Below are 17,229 nucleotides of genomic sequence, written 5' to 3' on the forward strand. Positions count from 1 at the left end.
CAGCGATCTCCCCTTTCCTCGTTCTAAAACAACTTATACCTCGTCGATATTATACACCTAAGGCCATGTACGACCGGTACTGTAGCCTTCGAGATCCACCATGATTCTACTAAATCCTAGGCCCCTGAGACCTTCAACTATCGGCTCCCTGAAGGCTACCACCGTCTCGTCTCTATATGGAGATAACTCCAGACATATGGAGTCACCCCAAACCCTCACCCGAACCGTGAGTCCAAGCTCCTTTAGACACTCCTCCGCGTCGTATGCCCGCTTGGCTTCATCAGCTCTTAAGGTAGTGCCGAGAGGAAACCTGGTCGCCATACAGGCAGTGGCCGTTTCGTTCCACCATGGGATGTCCAGCACCTTCGCCAACTCCCGGACTCTCCGTTTGGAAAGCCCCGCCTCGGCAAGAGGACTGAATACGGGATATCTATTCAGGACGGAGTTTCCCAATCTCGTAGGATCCTGAAGGTCATCGTGGTTCGTTCCGTCCACTATCGTATCTATCCCCATCTCCTCCCTCAACCGGAGGATCTCGCGTATTCGAAGCTCCTTGCAGAAAGCACAACGTCCCTCGAGATTTCCCATAACACGATCGTCCGACAGCTCGGGCCCCGGGATTATCCTAAGATCGACCCCCAGGTCTCGACACATGGAGACGGCTCTTCCTCTCTCCCTCTCGGGATGCAAAAAGGAATCGAAAAGAACGGAGTGAACCGTTCCATCGGGCATGATGCCAGCCAGCAAAGCCACTATGGCCGAGCTATCGACCCCTCCGGAAAAGGAGACTAAAACGGAGGACAGTTTTAAAAGCCTGTCGGCTACCTCGGAGGGGAAGAACTCCCTAAGTAAGGACTCGTCTCCTCGTCTCATCTGGACTGCCTGGCTATGGTGCCTGCGGTGTACCCCGCCCCCAAGCCGTTGTCTATATTCACGACAGTGACCCCTGTAGCACAGGTGTTTATCATTGTAAGGAGAGCGGAAAGCCCCCCGAAGTTGGCACCGTACCCGACGCTGGTGGGAACCGCTATTACCGGGCATCCCACCAAACCGGCGACCACCCCGGGAAGAGCCCCCTCCATCCCAGCTACCGCGACTACGACCTTGGACGACATAAGTACCTCCGCGTAGGAGAGCAGACGATGTATTCCCGCGACTCCGACATCGAAAATACGACGCACCTCGCAGCCGAGATATTCGGCGGTAACCGCCGCTTCCTCCGCTACCGGAACATCGCTGCTACCGGCAGCCACCACTGTGACGCCCGGGTAAAGCCCTCTCTCTTCATCTCCATCGACTATCGCGACGATCCTGGCCTTCTCGTGGTGGACTACGTCAGGAAAAATCGATCTCATTATATCGACCTGGCAGGGATTTATTCGGGAAAAGAGGAATGTCCCTCTTCTCCCTATCAAAGCCATCGCTATGGCTCTCAGCTGTTCGTCGCTCTTGCCGGGACAGTATATTATCTCCGGGACCCCTCTTCTGAGTGCCCTGTGATGATCCAACTTAATCTCGCCCAGATCCTGAAAAGGCTCCAACTTTACCTGTTTCACGAAACTCTCCGGGGTCATATCGCCGGATTTCACAGCCCTGAGGGCCTTTAAAAGCTCTCTCTCCGTCATTTTATCTCCTCCCACAAACGGCATTGCGAAGAAGAACCAAAAAATCCTGGACGTTAGCCACTATGGTAGTGGCCTCCAAGGTCCCTCGGTCTCTGAGTTTGTTGACGGCAAATTCGGACACGTCGACATTGTAGAGATACACCGGCCGGACCCTCCCCTCCTTTACGGTATAAGAGGGAGTCATGTTCCCCGTCGCGATGGTATGCAGTTGGGTGGCCAGACAGATAACCGTCGTAGCATTAGCGATAACGCCCCTCATAGTGTCCTGGGCCTCGTAGACATCCGAGTAGACAGGAGGAAGAGGTCCATCGTCCCTTATGGAGCCGGCAAGGATAAGGGGGATTCCGGCCGATATACAGGCGTGTACCACGCCATCTTGAATACCTCGATCCTCTATGAAGGACTCTAGGGAACCGGATCGCCTGACATCGTTTATGATGTCCAGATGATTATAATGACCTAAAGGACGAGGTTTCTGAGTGTAGATATCCTGCCCCAATGCGGTTCCTATCAAGCTTCCCTCCAGATCATGGGTGGCCATGGCGTTTCCTGCCATAACCGTATGTCCGTACCCTAGGGATATCAGTTGAGCCAAAGCGTGCTTCGAATCGTAATCGAACACCACCGCCGGTCCCAATACCCACACGATACGACCGTGGTCCCTCTCGTGGCGTAGGAGCTCGTACAGCTTGTCGTAGTCAGAGGAGTAGGCGGTTTCCCTAGAACGTCCCGTTCGAAATGCGAAGACATCATCGGATTCATCCTCCGTAATAAAACCGTCGGGATGAACGAAAATCCCTTCCGAACCATCCTCCGATCTGCCCAGTACGACCCTATCCCCCGCCACGAGATTCCTGAACTCCACGATATCGAGAGCTCCGTCATCTCTAAGAACCGGCACGGCGTCCATCCTTGAGGGACAGGCCAGTATCCATCGTCCATGGATCTTGAAATATTCCGGATATATAGACGTAACGTGAAAACCCTCCGGAGCCACTCCAGAGACTGTTACCTCGGCAAAAGCCGCATTCGGAGCGGCTAAAAAACGGTCTCCGTCGAAATCTGGAGACCGATATACAGGAAGCGAAAAGGACATCAGCAAAACCCTCCCGGATAGAAAATCTCGACTCTGCTATAAATCCACCGTCCGTAAAAGCTTACGAAAAAAGCCCGTCCTTCTGGACGGGCTTTTACCGTACGAAAAGACTACCTGGAGTAGTACTCGACGACGATCTGCTCGTCGGCGATGGTAGGTATCTCCTGACGCTCGGGCAGACGCTCCACCTTACCGGACATCCCGTCGAGAGACAACCAGCCTGGCTTGGAAACGGCGGAAGCGACCTCGGCGTTCTCCCGAAGTACCTTCATCTCCCTGCTCTTCTCGGCCACGGCGATGACATCGCCGGGTTTGACCAGCGCACTGGGAATGTCGACCTTCCTGTCGTTGAGGGTGAAGTGACCGTGACGGACAAGCTGTCTGGCCTGAGGCCTGGTAGAGCAGAGCCCCAAACGGTAGACCACGTTATCGAGACGGGACTCGAGAAGTATCAACATATTGTGACCAGCGACACCGCCCTGATTCTTGGCCTTGGCGTAGGCCGCACGGAGCTGCTTCTCGCTGACGCCATATGCGAAACGGATCTTCTGCTTCTCAAGCAACTGCTGACCGTAGATCGACTGCTTGGCCGGACGTCTATTCTTGTTGTTCGCACTGCTCTTCTTGGCCAAAAGTCTGTCGTACTTGGTGTTACCGAAAACGTTGACTCCGAAACGGCGTACCATCTTGCCCTTAGGGGCGGTCTTTCTGTTCGTGTTCTTTGACATACCGAGCTCTCCTTATAGATGGATTGCGTGACGGCATTGTCCAGCAGCCTGATGCATCCTGCACAAGTTACGGGATTTTTGCCCTTTTGTCAAGCATCAAAACTCAAGGTAAAAATCGGCTCCCTCCCCCTCCGACCAGATCAACATGGCTTTTATGGGAGGTCTTATCTGACTTGACCTGGTGACGGGAACCAAACTCTCCTCGACTTTCCTCAGGACGAAAAACTGGGTTACAACCGGATCGGCCTCGTCGAATCGTTTTTTTATCTCCGAAAGGACCAGAGGCAATGGTTCGACGGACCTCAACATCGGAGCCCAAAGAGACCGGTCCTCCTCTTTAAGCATGTCCATAGGATCTACATCGATCCGATCGTCCTCTTCAGGGATCTCATCGGACTCCCCACTATCGCAAGCAAGCCATAAGGAGGGATCCGTAACGGTCAAAACCCCGTCCTCTAAGGACAATACGTTCCGATCGGTCAGAGCCTCGACCGAGGAGAGGATCGAATCCCTATCGTCGGAGCGGAACATCCCGGCCAACAGCTCCACGGAGGGTTTTGTGCCCTTAGAATTTAAAAGCGCACATCTCGCCGCCACAGCCCACTCGCTTGAGGTCAGCGGCTCGGAAGGACATGATTCAAGCAAAGATCCTGCCATCTCCTCCGATAAAGAATCTATATAAGGAGGGGCATCGAGGATATCGAGATCTCTGGCATCGTCGCCTTCGGTGAGATAGTTACGCAGGCTAGGTCGTTTTCTGCCCATTGTTCTCCTGCCTCTCCATAAATTCCTTCGCCAGAAGACGGTAATCCCTGGCACCGTTACAGCCAGCATCATAGCTTAGGACTGACATACCCGCTCCGCTGGCCTCGACCACGCTGATATTCTGCCTTATATATCTACGGTAAAGCGAATCTCCGAAGTAAGAGGAGACCTCTCTCTGAACCTCCCTGTTCATTATCACCTTGGGGTTGTGCCTGGTAAGGACCACTCCGCCCACTGAGAGATCTCGATTAAGTCGCTTCTTAAACAACTTAACCGTGGAGTCGAGCAGACGGACCCCCGCCAGACTATAGAACTCGCTCTCCAGGGGAACCATTATCTCGTCCGCAGCAGCCAAAACGTTTCTGGTAAATAGACCTAACTGCGGAGGGCTATCACAGAATATATAGTCGTACTCCCGCACCTCATCGCTGTCCAAAGCGGACTTCAAAAGAGTATCTCTGCCGGGCTCCCGCTCCAGCTGCAACTCCGCAACGGCAAGATCCAGGCTACTGGGGACGACATCGACGCCCTCTCTTCGAACCGCCAGATCAGAGATAGACGCCTCACCTATAAGATAATCGTATACGTAAGAAGCTCCCTCCTCAACCACAATCCCCCAACCTGCGGATAGATTGCTCTGAGGGTCCAGATCTATCGCCGCAACTCTATAGCCCATAGAGGACACGGCTACAGCCAGGTTCTGACACAACGTCGTCTTGCCGACACCGCCCTTGAGGTTGCAAAAACCGATAATCTTCACGTCCAAGTTACCTCGCTTTGTAGGATAGAGAAATCCCATCGAATGGAGCAGGAAGGACTCTGGTGGCGAGACGCATTCGCCCCTTCTTCAGATCCAGGCTCTTCAGATGGACGGGGAAGACGAAGTCCTCCATATCCACTATAGGCTGGGCATCTCTCAGGGCCTTTTCCACCAAAGACGACTGATCATCGTTGTTTATCTTGAACACATAGCGGTCTATCCAGATCTCCCGCCCTTCCTTCAACGTCAACTCGCCCTGAAGGTCGACCTTGATTCTCACAGATACCGGGTCCTCTACTCTGTAATAGCCTTTAGCCGATATCCCCGACGGAGAGAACATGACGGAGAGCTCTTCCCATCTCCCAGAACCGTCCTCCACGACGAGTCCCTTGAGAAAATCGTTGACGTCCGAGTCGGTGATGACAGCGTCAAAATACCCCATAACGATCTCATCTACATCGGCTGGCCCTCCGTCACCCCATAACTCTAAGGGCCCGAAGTCGTTGAACACCGTCTCCACCTTGATCGACGCTACTTTAAAGCCATCCAGGGACGGCCCAACCGCCTCGAAGTAGAGATGACGCACCTTGCCGTCTTTATCAACAGGGCCATCCAAGACCATCAAAGCACTCTCGGGAGCTACCCTGTCAACGAGCCAACGGAAAAGTCGAACCTCGGGATCGTTCCCCTCTATACCGCCAACAAAGGATCTTATCTCGGCATATGCAGTAGAAAAGGAGAGAAGAACCGCCATCAAAAGAACTATACTCGCTATCGACAACCTAGATTTCAAGGGAGCGACCTCCTTTTTTCGTTCTGTCTTCGAACATTCTACTACGAAAGAACTGAAGATAAAAACACGGTATAAAAAAGGGGGCCCAAAGGCCCCCTAAAAGTTATTTGAGCGGATAGCTCCACCCTGGAAGCTTTCCGTTAACCAAAGGAACTACATTCACTACCTTGCCCCTCATTTCCTTGTTTTTAAATGATACCTTATGAGATTTTTCCACGTTATCGTCTATATCCAATTCCTCGACCAGGATAACGTGTTTTTTCCCGGAGATTGTAGCAGCACCTCTGTCTCCTTCTACCAGGTAGAGCGGTTCTCCTTCTCCGTCCACCGTAACCAAGATGGCCTCGTACGCCTCATAGGTAGTACCTTCGTGGGAAAAAGCCGCATTGTCTATCAATATATCGTAGGCTTTTCCCTCGTTGTAACAATACATACCGAGTCCTACGAAAGCAGCCAAAAGCAGTATGTTGACCACTATCTGTCTAGGCTTCATCTCTTCACCTCCATCTATTCCGCTACGGTTCCACGGAGGCCTCTACGGGATCTGTCCTTCTCCTTCTGACGTCGCCAGGCATGAAGCACCAGAGCGAGGGAGATTATGCCATAGGAGACGAAGACCCGGAAGTACTCGCCCAACTGAGCCTGTCCGATCAGGTATTTCCCGGCCATAGGAGACACGACGAACATCAGATGGAACAGGACTACCCCTAAGAACACGTTGAAGATGGACGCCTTGCTCACGCTGGCCCCTCCGACCAACAGAGCGGCTATGGCGAACATGCCTGCCTGTTCGTGACTGTTGTAGGTGTTCATGGTCCCTATGTTCTGAAGAAATATTATCTGACCGTAACAGGCTAAGACCGTTGAGATTACTATGGAGAGGAGCCTGGTCCTCTCCACCGGTATCCCGGCGGCTCTGGCGACGTCCATATCCTGGCCCACCGCTCTCATATCCTGCCCCAGCTTGGTCCTACGGAACCAGACCACGAAGGTGCAGAACAACGCTATTACGATAAAGGTCGCCAAAGGGATCTCTATCCCCTGGATAGAGATAGGAAGGAGGTTATCCAGACACTTTCTTATCCCCTCCAGGTTGGTTACGTTTCTGATCCCATATCCCCTAGAAAGTACTAGTTTAGGGCTGGTAACAGGCACAATGCCGCCGAACCCGTAAAGAACTATTAACTGGTAGACACCATTCATGAAAAACCCCAAGATAAAGGAAGTAACCATCTCTCTGCCTTTGGCCTTGTTCAAGACGACTCCACAGAGCCACCCCAGGAACATGGCCAGGGGGGTCGAGATTATGGCTGCCAGGAGCATTCCCGGGACGCCCACCACGTTCCAGTCGCTGATGAAAATCAGCCCTATCTGACCTGCCATGGCTCCCAGGACCATACCGAAGTTCAGGCCCATTCCGGCCATTATTGGAATGAGCAGGGACAGGACCAGGAAAGAGTTACGGGAAAGACGGATCAGCATCTCCTGAATAAGATAGGATCCGGAAAACTGGGAAATAGGTATGGCGAAAGCGCTAACCACCAAGAAAACTATCGGAACCGCGTTTTGAACGAGAATATGCTTCAGATTATCGGTTTTCTTATTCATGACTTCACCTTCACTACTCGGGTCAGAGCGTATAGGATCATACCGTTGGAGACTATTATACGGATGACCTCGGACATATCGGTCTGTATCATGCTGTTTATGACCGACGGGGTCATCGTGAGTATCCCCTGAAACAATATGGTTCCTACTATGACGTTCATTATGGTCGCCTTATGTACCGAGGCTCCCCCTATGAGGATTGCAGAGACCGCGGGAAAGGCCATGTAGAACGGTCCCATGTAGAGCTGAATAAAGCCGAAACTCTGCTCGTACACGATGATTCCGATCGCTCCGAGGACCGTGGACAAAATTACGGAGACTATCCTCATCCTGTCTATATTGACCCCGGAGGCCCTGGCGTATTCCGGGTTGGACCCCACGGTCGTCATGGCAGTGCCGGTCCTGGTCCTCATGAATACCCACATGAAGAAACAAAGAAGGGCGAAAAAGAGAAATATTCCGGTGGGAATGTAGAAAAACTCTCCTATACGGAAGGAGGCTATGTCGCTTATGGCCTGATGCCAGAAGCCCTCTACCGATATGGTCGTACGCAATCCCTTTCCGGCGTAACCCCAAACCATGTTGGAACTCCTGTAGGGAAGCACCAGCCACATTATGCACATGAAGGCGACCGAGGAGAAGCCCACGTAGGTGGCGATCATCATCTCGCTGCCCTTCACCTTGTTAAGCAACAGTCCGTAGGCAGCACCGAGAACGGTAGCCACGGGGATGGCTACCGCCATGGCTACCAAAGCACCGAGAAGCCCATACACTCCCATCTCTATGCTGGTTACGGCTCCTAGGAGACCGGCTATTATGCCGAGAGGAAGGCCGAAGTTCAGACCACAACCGGCCTGTATCATAGGAACCATAGCCAGGACCATGACTCCGTTCATCCCGAAACGGACCAAAGTATCGCTGATCGAGGCATCCAGCCGAACTCCCACGAAAGGAGCCAGGACAAAGAGAGAGAGCAGAAAAAGACCTATTATTATCCTGGGCCATCCGGCGTGCTCGATAAACTCGTTGACCTTATTCACTACGAACCCACCTTCTCTTTTTCTTTAGCCACGCCCAGCATCAGGACCCCGAACTCGGTGGACGGCGTGGTAGCCGGGAGGGTACCGACGATACGCCCAGAATCGACTATGGCGATCCTATCGCAGATCGACCTAAGTTCCTCCAACTCCGAGGAAACCATGACGACGGTGGTCCCGTATTTCTTGTTGTAGAGCTTAAGTGTATCTAGAACCACCTTTTTAGCCCCTACGTCGATGCCTCTGGTGGGCTCGGCCACGAAAAGCAGTTTAGGTTTGGTCTCGAAGGCCTTGGCAAGACAGACCTTCTGCTGGTTGCCTCCGGAGAGCTCCTGAACCCTCTGCCTCTCGTTCACGCATCTTATCTCCAGGGATTTTACGTATTCTCTGGCACATTCAGCTATGGCCTCCTCGTCCCTGATCTTGGTGATACCTCCAAGAAGTGGCTTGAGGAATCTACCCTGCATCTGAAGGGCGGTAAAGATTATGTTCCAGGAGATCGGCTCCTCCAACAGCAGCCCCACTCCGCGGCGATCCTCGTAGACAGCGGACATTCCCGCCTCCAGAGCGCTAGTGGGATCGTTTAGAACGATAGGCTTCCCCTGAAAGACGACCTTCCCGCCAGCGGGGAACATACCCATGATGCCATTGGCTATGCCTAGTTTGCCCTGTCCGGCTAGACCACCTATTCCAAAGATCTCGCCCTCTTTGATCTCCATGGAAACGTCTCGAACCGTCTCCCCCGGCATATCCACCCAAAGGTGCTCTACAGAGAGGAGGGTTTCGCCGAAATTACGCTCCTCCTCATCTCGGGCGAATGCGGTAGCTACGTCTCTGCCCACCATATGGGAAGCTATGGACATGACGTCGGTCTGATCAGGAGCCGTATCGTAGACGACCTCGCCATCCCTCAGGATGACGATCTTGTCGCAGACGTCGAGGACCTCCTGAAGCCTGTGGGATATGAATATTATAGAGATACCCAAAGACGCCAATCTCTTCATGGAAGCCAACAGTATATCCGCCTCGGACTCGGTCAACACGGCGGTGGGCTCGTCCAGGACCAACAGTCTGGTATTTTCCTTGTCTATCTCACGGGCTATCTCGGTAAACTGTTTATAGCCTACGGGGAGCTCCGACACCAGTGTATCGGGATCCAGGGAGACGTTCAGCTTATCGATGGCCTTCCGGCCTCGTTGAACCATCGTCACCCTATCTAAAGTCCTGAGTCTATCGCCGAAAGCCTCCACCAGAGGGTTATACTTGGTGGTCTCACGGTTCAAGACCACGTTCTCGGAGACGGAAAAACCGGGTATCAGGGAAAACTCCTGATGGACCATTCCTATTCCAGCCCTGAGGGCATCCAAAGGAGAGTTGAAATCGATCCTCTCTCCGTCTATGAATATATCTCCCTCGTATCCTCCGGTCTCATGTATCACTGTCATGCCAAAAAGGATGTTCATCAACGTGGACTTGCCTGCTCCGTTCTCGCCTACAAGCCCTAGAATTTGGCCTTTTTCCAGGGTAAAATTGACGTTCTTCAAAACCCTGTTGCTGAAGTAGGCCTTGCCGACTCCCTCCATTTTCAAGAGCGGTTCTGATGCCATATAACTCACCTCGTCAATCGGGCACATACCATCTGTCAGCCAGCCATCTGCCCGAAAAAATAACAAAAAAATAAATCCAAGTAGATAAAATTCGGGAACAACGGGAAAGGACCTTAAAAACCGGGAGGGGCGAATATCCGCTCCCCTCCCGTTATATCGCAATAGCGGTTATTTAACGGAGAAATACTTCTCGGGAACCTCCACGCTGGTCATGTCGAGGTATCCTCTGCCGAACATATAGGTGTCCTGATACATGAGGACGTGGTTCTTCTTCTGGACTCCGGTCTGGATATCGGTGTAGAAGTTACCGTTCCACTGAGATCCGGGAGTAGCCTCGGAGTAAGCGGCGGAAAGGTCGGCCAGCTTGAACTTCCTGCGGAAGTGCTTATGGTCGATTCCGTTATCCGCACACTGACGACCGAACTCCGCCAGGGCCACCGAGTTGGTGTAGCCGTAGGAATAGGCCCAGGTTCCCATACGCCCCTTGCCTCCCTGATCGACAACGGCTTCCTCTACCCTCTTGAGGATAGCGGGAAAGTCGCCCTTGACGTCGGCAAGCTCGACTCCCAAGGCTCCGGGATAACCCATGAGAGGAGAGGGAAGATCCGCCTCGATGAAGAAACCGCCGCCCTCGGCAACCCTCTTAAGGAGAGGTTCGGTGTGGGCGTCGTTGGTGCAGAAGAAAGCGGTCTTGGTGCCGTACTTATCTAGCCAGGCAGGAACCTTCTCGAGGATGAACTGCTGGGCTCCGGCCACGCCCACGTCGCTGGTGGGGTCAGGAGCGGTCTCGAAGTGAAACTTGATCCCCAGATCGTTACAGGCGGCCTCCATGATGTTACGACGACGGGAGAGCAACTCAATACTCATATGGCGGGGGAAGGAAATGTGGACAAAGTCGGTAGCTCCCAGCTTCTTAGCCGAGGCAATGATGAGGTAACCACGGGCGATATTGTCAGCATTAATAACAAGGTCCGCCACGGACTCGATGACGCCGGGATCCTCGTGAGCCTCACCGGCGAAGAGGAGGATGTCGTCCCTCTTCTCTCTTATGCGACGGAAGGCTTCGGTAGTCCCCGGTATAGCCTGATTGACCACTACGACCTTCATCAGAGGATCGTCGGCAAAGGAAGCTATCTGGGAAATCGTCGTCTCCATTTCCTGCATAAAGTTATCCGGATAGGTGATATGCTTGATCATTCCACCGTCGGCTACGTCGCCGTATTTGGCGATCATGGCCTCGGCTCCTCTGAGATCGTCCTCGGACTGAGACACCGTTCCGGTACAGATACCGATATGGAAAGCGGCATCTGCGAGAGCGGTCGAAGCTAAGACCGCAACCATAAAGACGCTGAGCAATAAACTGATGTACCTCTTCATAAACTTGCCCCCTTAATGATAGTTTGGCACTAAGCACCGTATTCACCTTATTACACTGCGCACAAGGTTGTCAAATCTCACACTCACCAGAAAGACGACAAGATAGACATTTTTTCGTTAATATCACATACGAAGACTTATGTCACGTTTTGAACTAAAAAAATAAACCGGATCGCTCTTTTTGAGCGATCCGGTGAACCCCAACACCTACCCTTTAGCTATTAAAGGAACTATCCTACTGGACAACCAAGAGACCAAGGCTATCTTAACCAGATCTCCGGGAATAAAAACCAGACACCCCATCTTAACGGCCTCCATAAACGTTATATCCATCCCGGATACTTTGGTCAATATAACGTAAAGCCACGGCACCCCTATAGCGTAAACCACCGTGGATCCCACTAAGGAGGCAAGGAAAAATCCAAACACCGACGGCTTTTTGCCATCCATCAATCTCCCTATTATCCAGGCACAAAAAATGAAACCCAGCAAGAAACCGAAGGTCGGGTTAAGCAGATAGGACGGACCACCTCCGGAGGTGAAGACAGGGACCCCTATCAATCCCAGAGAGACGTACAGCCCCTGAGAGGCCGCTCCGAGCCTGGCTCCTAAGAGACAGCCAGACATCACCGTAAAAAAATTCTGCATCGAGATGGGGGCGGGACCTATGGGAATTCTCAGGAATGCACCTACCGCGGTAAGCCCTGCGAAAAGAGCAACCAGAACCATATCCCTCGTTTTGATCTTCATAAAAAAATCCTCTCGTCGTAGTTTTATTTACCACGACGAGAGGATACACGGCTACGCCAGGAATGTCAACTTAAAAAAATAAAAGGTTGACGCTATTGTCTTTTCTTGGGCTCCCATCTCTTGCCCAACCCCTGGGTAATCCTATCTATGACTATCGCCATTATGACGATGCTTATCCCTGACTCGAACCCTCTGCCGATATCGATCCTGTTTATAGATAACAGAACCTCCTGCCCGAGCCCCCTAGCGCCAATCATCGCACACACCACGACCATGGCCAACGCCATCATGGTGGTCTGATTGATACCAGCCATTATCCCAGGCATGGCCAAAGGAAGACGGACCTCCTTGAGCAATTGCCATCTGGTGGCACCATAGGCGATAGCGGCTTCCTGTGCAGGCTTGGGAACCTGTCGAAGTCCCAGTGTGGTCAGTCGTATGACAGGAGGCATCGAGTATATCAGCGTGGCGAAAACCGCGGGGACTTTTCCCAGTCCAAAGAACATCATGGCCGGTATGAGATAGACGAAACTGGGCATGGTCTGCATTCCATCGAGAAGAGGCTTCATAAAGGCGGTTCCTCTGGGGAACTCGGCTGTCATTACTCCGAGGGGGATACCCAACAAAAGGGAGATCAGAACGGACGTGATTATTATCGAGAGGGTCTCGAGAGCCAACCCCCAAAGGCCGAAAAGACCGATACAGAAAGTCAAAGAAGCCAGTATCACAGCAGATTTCTTCTTGCCAGTTGCCAACCATACACCCAAGGCTACCGCAACGACATAGGCCCACCAAGGCACCATCTCCAGAGAACTCTGTATTCCCGAAAGCACGGAGGAAATGAACACGGAGATACTGTCGAAAGCCGGGGCAAAGCGAACCAGAAGCCAATCGACTCCGTCGTTTACGTATTGAGCTACGTGAAATTCCCATGCATCAGGAAACATCGGAGACCACCTCCTCGGAAACCGGGCAATTCTTGGTGGCATCGGCCATCCTGAGCTGTTCTCTCTTGTCGTGGACGAAGCGAGCCACGTATTCATCGGCAGGGTTGGCCAAAATCTCCGAAGGATGCCCCAGTTGAACTATATCGCCGTTTTTCATAACGGCCATTCGATCTCCGAGACGCATAGCCTCGTCCAAATCGTGTGTGACGAAGAATATAGTCTTGTGCATCTCCTCTTGCAAACGGATGAGTTCGTCCTGCATCTCTCTGCGAATGAGAGGATCCAATCCACTGAAAGGCTCGTCCATCAGGAGAATCGGAGAATCCATCACCACCGCTCTGGCAATACCGACCCTCTGTCTCATCCCGCCGCTCAAAGAAGAAGGATAGTAATTTTCCCACCCTTTAAGCCCGACTCGCTCTAGAGCGATCATGGCTCTGTCGATTCTCTCCTTTTGAGGAATTCCCTTTAATTTGAGACCAAAAGCAACGTTTTGAAGGACTGTTCGATGGGGAAGCAGGCCGTAATGCTGGAACACCATAGCCACGTGATCACGCCTGAACTGGACCAATCCATCACGGTCAAGTTGGGTAACGTCTTCTCCATCGACCACTATGGAACCCGAGGTGGGGTCTATAAGACGCAGAATGCTCCTTATAAGAGTGGATTTTCCACTGCCAGAAAGCCCCATAACCACGAAAACCTCTCCTCGTTGGACCTCGAAGGAAATGCCCCTTATGGCGACCACCGTATCCTCCGATTCGTCAAATTCGGTTATGAGATCCTCGTCCTCGACGTCGACGTCGATAGCATCCTTGCCGTAGACCTTCCAAAGGTCTTTCACCTCTATAATCGCTGTCAACTTTCCATCACTCTCCTTGATTTTTAATTTATATCATCTCCAAAAGAAGATCACCGTCTCAGTTCTATCTTATTATTATAGCACACATTATACGAAACACATTCCAATCACGAATAAGGGCTCTCTTTTATCTGATTATTGTCAGCATCTCTGAAAAACGTAACGAAGCGCAACTCCTCCCGAACGGCTTTTCTGACGTTATATATGACTACCTCTACACCGGGATACACCTTTTGTCTTACCGAGACCGTAGGGAAAGCACCCGACATCTGAGCCATCTGACGCCTTATAACCATCTCACGACCTTTCCAGCCCTGAATCGCCTCGGTCAAGGCCTCCTTTTTATCCTGGACTATCTTCAACCTTTCCTTCATGGAGGAAGGAACCGGATGTCCCTCCTTGAATCTGGGCAATATGGCCTTCACCACTTGGTATATCTTGTTCAGCACATCCTGCCCCTTATCTATCCTGGACTCGAGATCCGCAAGTTCTGCCTTTAGATGGGCCATCACCCCCACCTCCAAGACGGTGGCCGTTCCCATCGGGGCACCTGCCACCGTCGTCTCTATTTTATCGAGAGCGACGAGATGTCCTCCGATTATCCCCTTACGTCCTTTAACGACGATCGAGCCTCCGGCCTGTAGATAGGAGTGAAGCACATAGGATCCCACCACGACATCCTCTCCTACCTTGACTTCACCGCCTTGGATAAAGCGCGCTTCAAGACTTCCCTTAACGTCTATCTTGGAGTTTTCACCTATTATGGAGTTGATCTTAGCGTTACCAACGACCGATATAGACGCCGACTCTGCCGTACCTCGAATTTCAAGATCACCTCCACATACGATGGAAAACCCTTCCGCAACATTTCCATGAACCACGACAGATCCGGCGAAATCCACGTTCCCGGTGGATAAATTCACGTCTCCGGAGACGATATAAACCTCTCTTACCGATATTTCCTGGCCTCTTAATACCGGTTGCCCTTGAACGGTAGCTTTAAAGACCCTTCCGTCGACGCATTCGACCCCCTTGCCAGCGGATAGAAAAAGACGTTCCGGAGGGGTTACGGGAATCTGCCTGCCATAGACATCCTTCCCGGGTTCCCCCTCTTCCGGCGGATCCACATAGGCCAGTTCCTCCCCGACATCGACAAACAATATGGTTCCTCTATCCTTGTAGTCCACTTTCTTTTCTTCGTCTATCGTCTCCGAACCGTTTTCTCGAAAGGGAATGTTATATCTTATAGACCCGTTTTTGGAAGGCTTAGGAGGAATTCCTTGAGCTGCCACCACCCTCTGCAAGGTCTTCCTCTCTCTGTTGCACTCGGATACGGCGAAGATGACGTTTTCCTCCAGAATTTCGTCTATACCATGCTCCCTCAGGGCCTGGAATATAGACAACGACTCCAGAGGCTCCCCGCCTTCCGTCGGAGGGAAAAGATCCAAAAAAACCGTTAATCTATCTACCGACACCCTATAGGAGAAGGACCCGTGCAAGACCTCGTTGTCGGGAAGCTCACCTTCCTCTACGAGCTTTCCCAGATCGACCAGAAGCTTATCCAAAGACGATTCGGCCATCGCAACGCCGAGCTCGATCCGTCTCTCCTCCAGATCGTCATGAGATGTCATTGCAGCACCTCCCGGAAACGGGGAATAAAATCATCGCACCTGACACTATCCCCCTGTTCAAAGTCGGCCGAACCTCCACCGAGAACTCCTCCAACCGCATCTTCTCCGCCACCCCGGATTCCAAGACCCTGGCGGATACGGGAGAGAGCCCTCTCGCGATATCGGAAGGAATCCTGTCCAGAGACAGGGACAAAACCTCTTCCCTCCCCATCTCCAACAATTCCTCCATAGATCCGTTAAGGTGGACTATCCGTCCATCTCTATCCAGACATAGAACCGGCACGTTGAAAGAATCCAGAACATCCTGGAGAATCCCTACCCGCCCTCGCAGCTCTCTCTCTACCATGCTATCCTCTACCAGATGGGAAATCACCTGCACTAATGACTCGAAAAGGTCGACCTCTTTTCTCGAGAAAGGCCCCTCGAATAGATCCTGCCTTTCCTTCGAGTAACCCCACTCCACGGAACCTATCTTTCGCCGTCCTCTGAACAGAGGACGGGAGAAAATCCACCTCATGCCCTGAAATCCAGAATTTCTGACTTCCTTGTCCTCCCAGACGATTCTGACGGACATACTTTCCGGCTCGCTCACGGCCTTGGCCATGAAATCGGCGATATAGGATATCCTCTGAGCTACCGAAAGATCGCTTTCCAAGGCCACGTCCAGAGAGGCCCTGAGAGCCTCCAGATGTTCTATGCTGTACATCATGTCGCTGGCTCTCAGTTTCAGGGTCTCCTCCAGCCGCTTTCTCTCCGTCACGTCCTGGAAGACGAAAGTAACCTCGTCCTTAGAGGATCTGTATACGAAATATTCTCTCCATCCCAGAATCGAATCGTCCCTTATGGAAGTCAACGTGTAGGGCTCCGATACGCCGGTCTTCCATACCCGATAGACCGTCTCTATCAGACCGAAACAACCGCTTCCCTCCAGATCGTAACAGACGGACCTCATCAGATAGGCGGAGAGAGGCCTTCCCACCATGACCTCCTCGACTCCGTCCATCTTCATCGCCGCCGGGTTTACCGACTCTACGATCAGATCGTGAGCGCTCTCGTCGTACCTCAAGACCATAACCCCGTTCGGTATGTTATGGAAAAGTTTGCGCAGCTGCCCCTCGGTGTGGTGTTTGTGCATCGCCATGGAGATGGCCACCTGAAGCTCTCTATCCTTTACCGGTTTTATGAGATAACCGTATGGATCTGTACGGCCAGCTCTATCCAAGGTCAGACTATCGGAATGGGCCGTTACGAAGATAACAGGGATATCCAGATCCCTCCTTATCTCGCCGGCAAGAGAGATACCGTCCATTCCCTCTCCCAATCGGATATCCATCAAAACCACGTCCGGATCGTGAGAAGCGACGGATCCGAGAGAGATATCCAGGACATCGCTCAACTCGACGGCCTCGTATCCCATTCGCTCCAACCTAGCCCTGAGATCCATCGCGATGATGATCTCGTCCTCGACTATCAAGATCTTCGTTTTGGACATTGTCAGCCTCCGTCTTCTATCGTCCTCTGCCAGATGAACGGCAGAGCGTTTTTTTAATTGTAACACCCTTATCAACTCAGCCCTACACTCCCCATCTAATGGCCTTTGGCGTATAGTAAATACAGAGCTCCAAAATTCATCCAAGAGGAGG

Annotated in this window: 17 protein-coding genes; all 17 read right to left on the reverse strand. The window is 52.1% G+C overall.

Features of this window, described 5'->3' with window-relative positions; translation table 11 throughout:
• Nucleotides 1–57 precede the first annotated feature (57 nt).
• On the reverse strand, nt 58–873 hold the full coding sequence (gene larE, locus L2W58_RS06175) for an ATP-dependent sacrificial sulfur transferase LarE (protein ID WP_236102471.1): 816 nt from the start codon (nt 871–873) through the stop codon (nt 58–60).
• The gene (gene larB, locus L2W58_RS06180; protein WP_236102473.1) at nt 870–1,625 is read right to left on the reverse strand and encodes a nickel pincer cofactor biosynthesis protein LarB; all 756 of its coding nucleotides are present in this window, start codon (nt 1,623–1,625) and stop codon (nt 870–872) included. Before larB ends, larE begins: the two co-directional genes overlap by 4 nt.
• A 1-nt stretch (nt 1,626) precedes the next feature.
• Nucleotides 1,627–2,721: a putative NPN-dependent ornithine cyclodeaminase gene (locus L2W58_RS06185; RefSeq protein WP_236102475.1), complete on the reverse strand. Its 1,095-nt coding sequence runs from the start codon at nt 2,719–2,721 to the stop codon at nt 1,627–1,629.
• A 110-nt stretch (nt 2,722–2,831) separates the two neighbouring features.
• Nucleotides 2,832–3,449, reverse strand: a complete 618-nt coding sequence (gene rpsD / locus L2W58_RS06190; protein WP_236102477.1) for a 30S ribosomal protein S4 — start codon at nt 3,447–3,449, stop codon at nt 2,832–2,834.
• 96 nt (nt 3,450–3,545) lie between these two features.
• Nucleotides 3,546–4,214: a hypothetical protein gene (locus L2W58_RS06195; RefSeq protein ID WP_236102479.1), complete on the reverse strand. Its 669-nt coding sequence runs from the start codon at nt 4,212–4,214 to the stop codon at nt 3,546–3,548.
• On the reverse strand, nt 4,195–4,974 hold the full coding sequence (locus L2W58_RS06200; RefSeq protein WP_236102481.1) for a ParA family protein: 780 nt from the start codon (nt 4,972–4,974) through the stop codon (nt 4,195–4,197). Before L2W58_RS06200 ends, L2W58_RS06195 begins: the two co-directional genes overlap by 20 nt.
• A 7-nt stretch (nt 4,975–4,981) precedes the next feature.
• A complete protein-coding gene (locus L2W58_RS06205; protein ID WP_236102482.1) occupies nt 4,982–5,767 on the reverse strand; it encodes a DUF2993 domain-containing protein in 786 nt (261 codons plus the stop codon).
• Between the two features lie 103 nt (nt 5,768–5,870).
• Nucleotides 5,871–6,260, reverse strand: a complete 390-nt coding sequence (locus L2W58_RS06210; protein WP_236102484.1) for a DUF6672 family protein — start codon at nt 6,258–6,260, stop codon at nt 5,871–5,873.
• Nucleotides 6,261–6,274: 14 nt separating this feature from the next.
• Nucleotides 6,275–7,375 (reverse strand): ABC transporter permease, encoded by a 1,101-nt coding sequence (locus L2W58_RS06215; RefSeq protein ID WP_236102486.1) that lies wholly within the window; start codon nt 7,373–7,375, stop codon nt 6,275–6,277.
• Nucleotides 7,372–8,415 carry an ABC transporter permease subunit gene (locus L2W58_RS06220; RefSeq protein WP_236102488.1) on the reverse strand — a complete coding sequence of 348 codons (1,044 nt, stop codon included), beginning with the start codon at nt 8,413–8,415 and terminating at the stop codon, nt 7,372–7,374. Before L2W58_RS06220 ends, L2W58_RS06215 begins: the two co-directional genes overlap by 4 nt.
• The gene (locus L2W58_RS06225) at nt 8,415–10,019 is read right to left on the reverse strand and encodes a sugar ABC transporter ATP-binding protein (protein ID WP_236102489.1); all 1,605 of its coding nucleotides are present in this window, start codon (nt 10,017–10,019) and stop codon (nt 8,415–8,417) included. Before L2W58_RS06225 ends, L2W58_RS06220 begins: the two co-directional genes overlap by 1 nt.
• Nucleotides 10,020–10,187: 168 nt before the next feature.
• Nucleotides 10,188–11,396: a DUF3798 domain-containing protein gene (locus L2W58_RS06230; RefSeq protein ID WP_236102490.1), complete on the reverse strand. Its 1,209-nt coding sequence runs from the start codon at nt 11,394–11,396 to the stop codon at nt 10,188–10,190.
• Nucleotides 11,397–11,603: 207 nt separating this feature from the next.
• Complete coding sequence (locus tag L2W58_RS06235) at nt 11,604–12,146, reverse strand: biotin transporter BioY (RefSeq protein ID WP_236102491.1); 543 nt, start codon at nt 12,144–12,146, stop codon at nt 11,604–11,606.
• 92 nt (nt 12,147–12,238) lie between these two features.
• A complete protein-coding gene (locus L2W58_RS06240) occupies nt 12,239–13,093 on the reverse strand; it encodes an ABC transporter permease (protein WP_236102492.1) in 855 nt (284 codons plus the stop codon).
• Nucleotides 13,083–13,955, reverse strand: a complete 873-nt coding sequence (locus L2W58_RS06245; protein ID WP_236102493.1) for a betaine/proline/choline family ABC transporter ATP-binding protein — start codon at nt 13,953–13,955, stop codon at nt 13,083–13,085. The genes L2W58_RS06240 and L2W58_RS06245 overlap by 11 nt, the downstream gene beginning before the upstream one ends.
• A 107-nt stretch (nt 13,956–14,062) precedes the next feature.
• Entirely contained in the window at nt 14,063–15,586 is a 1,524-nt protein-coding gene (locus L2W58_RS06250; RefSeq protein WP_236102494.1) for a DUF342 domain-containing protein, read from the reverse strand.
• Nucleotides 15,573–17,078: a response regulator gene (locus L2W58_RS06255; RefSeq protein ID WP_236102495.1), complete on the reverse strand. Its 1,506-nt coding sequence runs from the start codon at nt 17,076–17,078 to the stop codon at nt 15,573–15,575. Before L2W58_RS06255 ends, L2W58_RS06250 begins: the two co-directional genes overlap by 14 nt.
• Nucleotides 17,079–17,229 lie beyond the last annotated feature (151 nt).

Source organism: Dethiosulfovibrio faecalis, assembly GCF_021568795.1.
Taxonomy (GTDB): Bacteria; Synergistota; Synergistia; order Synergistales; family Dethiosulfovibrionaceae; genus Dethiosulfovibrio; species Dethiosulfovibrio faecalis.

Excerpts from the sequence above, each read along its gene's own strand:
- larE (WP_236102471.1), bottom strand. The coding sequence starts at position 873 with ATGAGACGAGGAGACGAGTCCTTACTTAGGGAGTTCTTCCCCTCCGAG.
- larB (WP_236102473.1), bottom strand. The coding sequence starts at position 1,625 with ATGACGGAGAGAGAGCTTTTAAAGGCCCTCAGGGCTGTGAAATCCGGC.
- L2W58_RS06185 (WP_236102475.1), bottom strand. The coding sequence starts at position 2,721 with ATGTCCTTTTCGCTTCCTGTATATCGGTCTCCAGATTTCGACGGAGAC.
- rpsD (WP_236102477.1), bottom strand. The coding sequence starts at position 3,449 with ATGTCAAAGAACACGAACAGAAAGACCGCCCCTAAGGGCAAGATGGTA.
- L2W58_RS06195 (WP_236102479.1), bottom strand. The coding sequence starts at position 4,214 with ATGGGCAGAAAACGACCTAGCCTGCGTAACTATCTCACCGAAGGCGAC.
- L2W58_RS06210 (WP_236102484.1), bottom strand. The coding sequence starts at position 6,260 with ATGAAGCCTAGACAGATAGTGGTCAACATACTGCTTTTGGCTGCTTTC.
- L2W58_RS06215 (WP_236102486.1), bottom strand. The coding sequence starts at position 7,375 with ATGAATAAGAAAACCGATAATCTGAAGCATATTCTCGTTCAAAACGCG.
- L2W58_RS06225 (WP_236102489.1), bottom strand. The coding sequence starts at position 10,019 with ATGGCATCAGAACCGCTCTTGAAAATGGAGGGAGTCGGCAAGGCCTAC.
- L2W58_RS06230 (WP_236102490.1), bottom strand. The coding sequence starts at position 11,396 with ATGAAGAGGTACATCAGTTTATTGCTCAGCGTCTTTATGGTTGCGGTC.
- L2W58_RS06235 (WP_236102491.1), bottom strand. The coding sequence starts at position 12,146 with ATGAAGATCAAAACGAGGGATATGGTTCTGGTTGCTCTTTTCGCAGGG.
- L2W58_RS06240 (WP_236102492.1), bottom strand. The coding sequence starts at position 13,093 with ATGTTTCCTGATGCATGGGAATTTCACGTAGCTCAATACGTAAACGAC.
- L2W58_RS06250 (WP_236102494.1), bottom strand. The coding sequence starts at position 15,586 with ATGACATCTCATGACGATCTGGAGGAGAGACGGATCGAGCTCGGCGTT.
- L2W58_RS06255 (WP_236102495.1), bottom strand. The coding sequence starts at position 17,078 with ATGTCCAAAACGAAGATCTTGATAGTCGAGGACGAGATCATCATCGCG.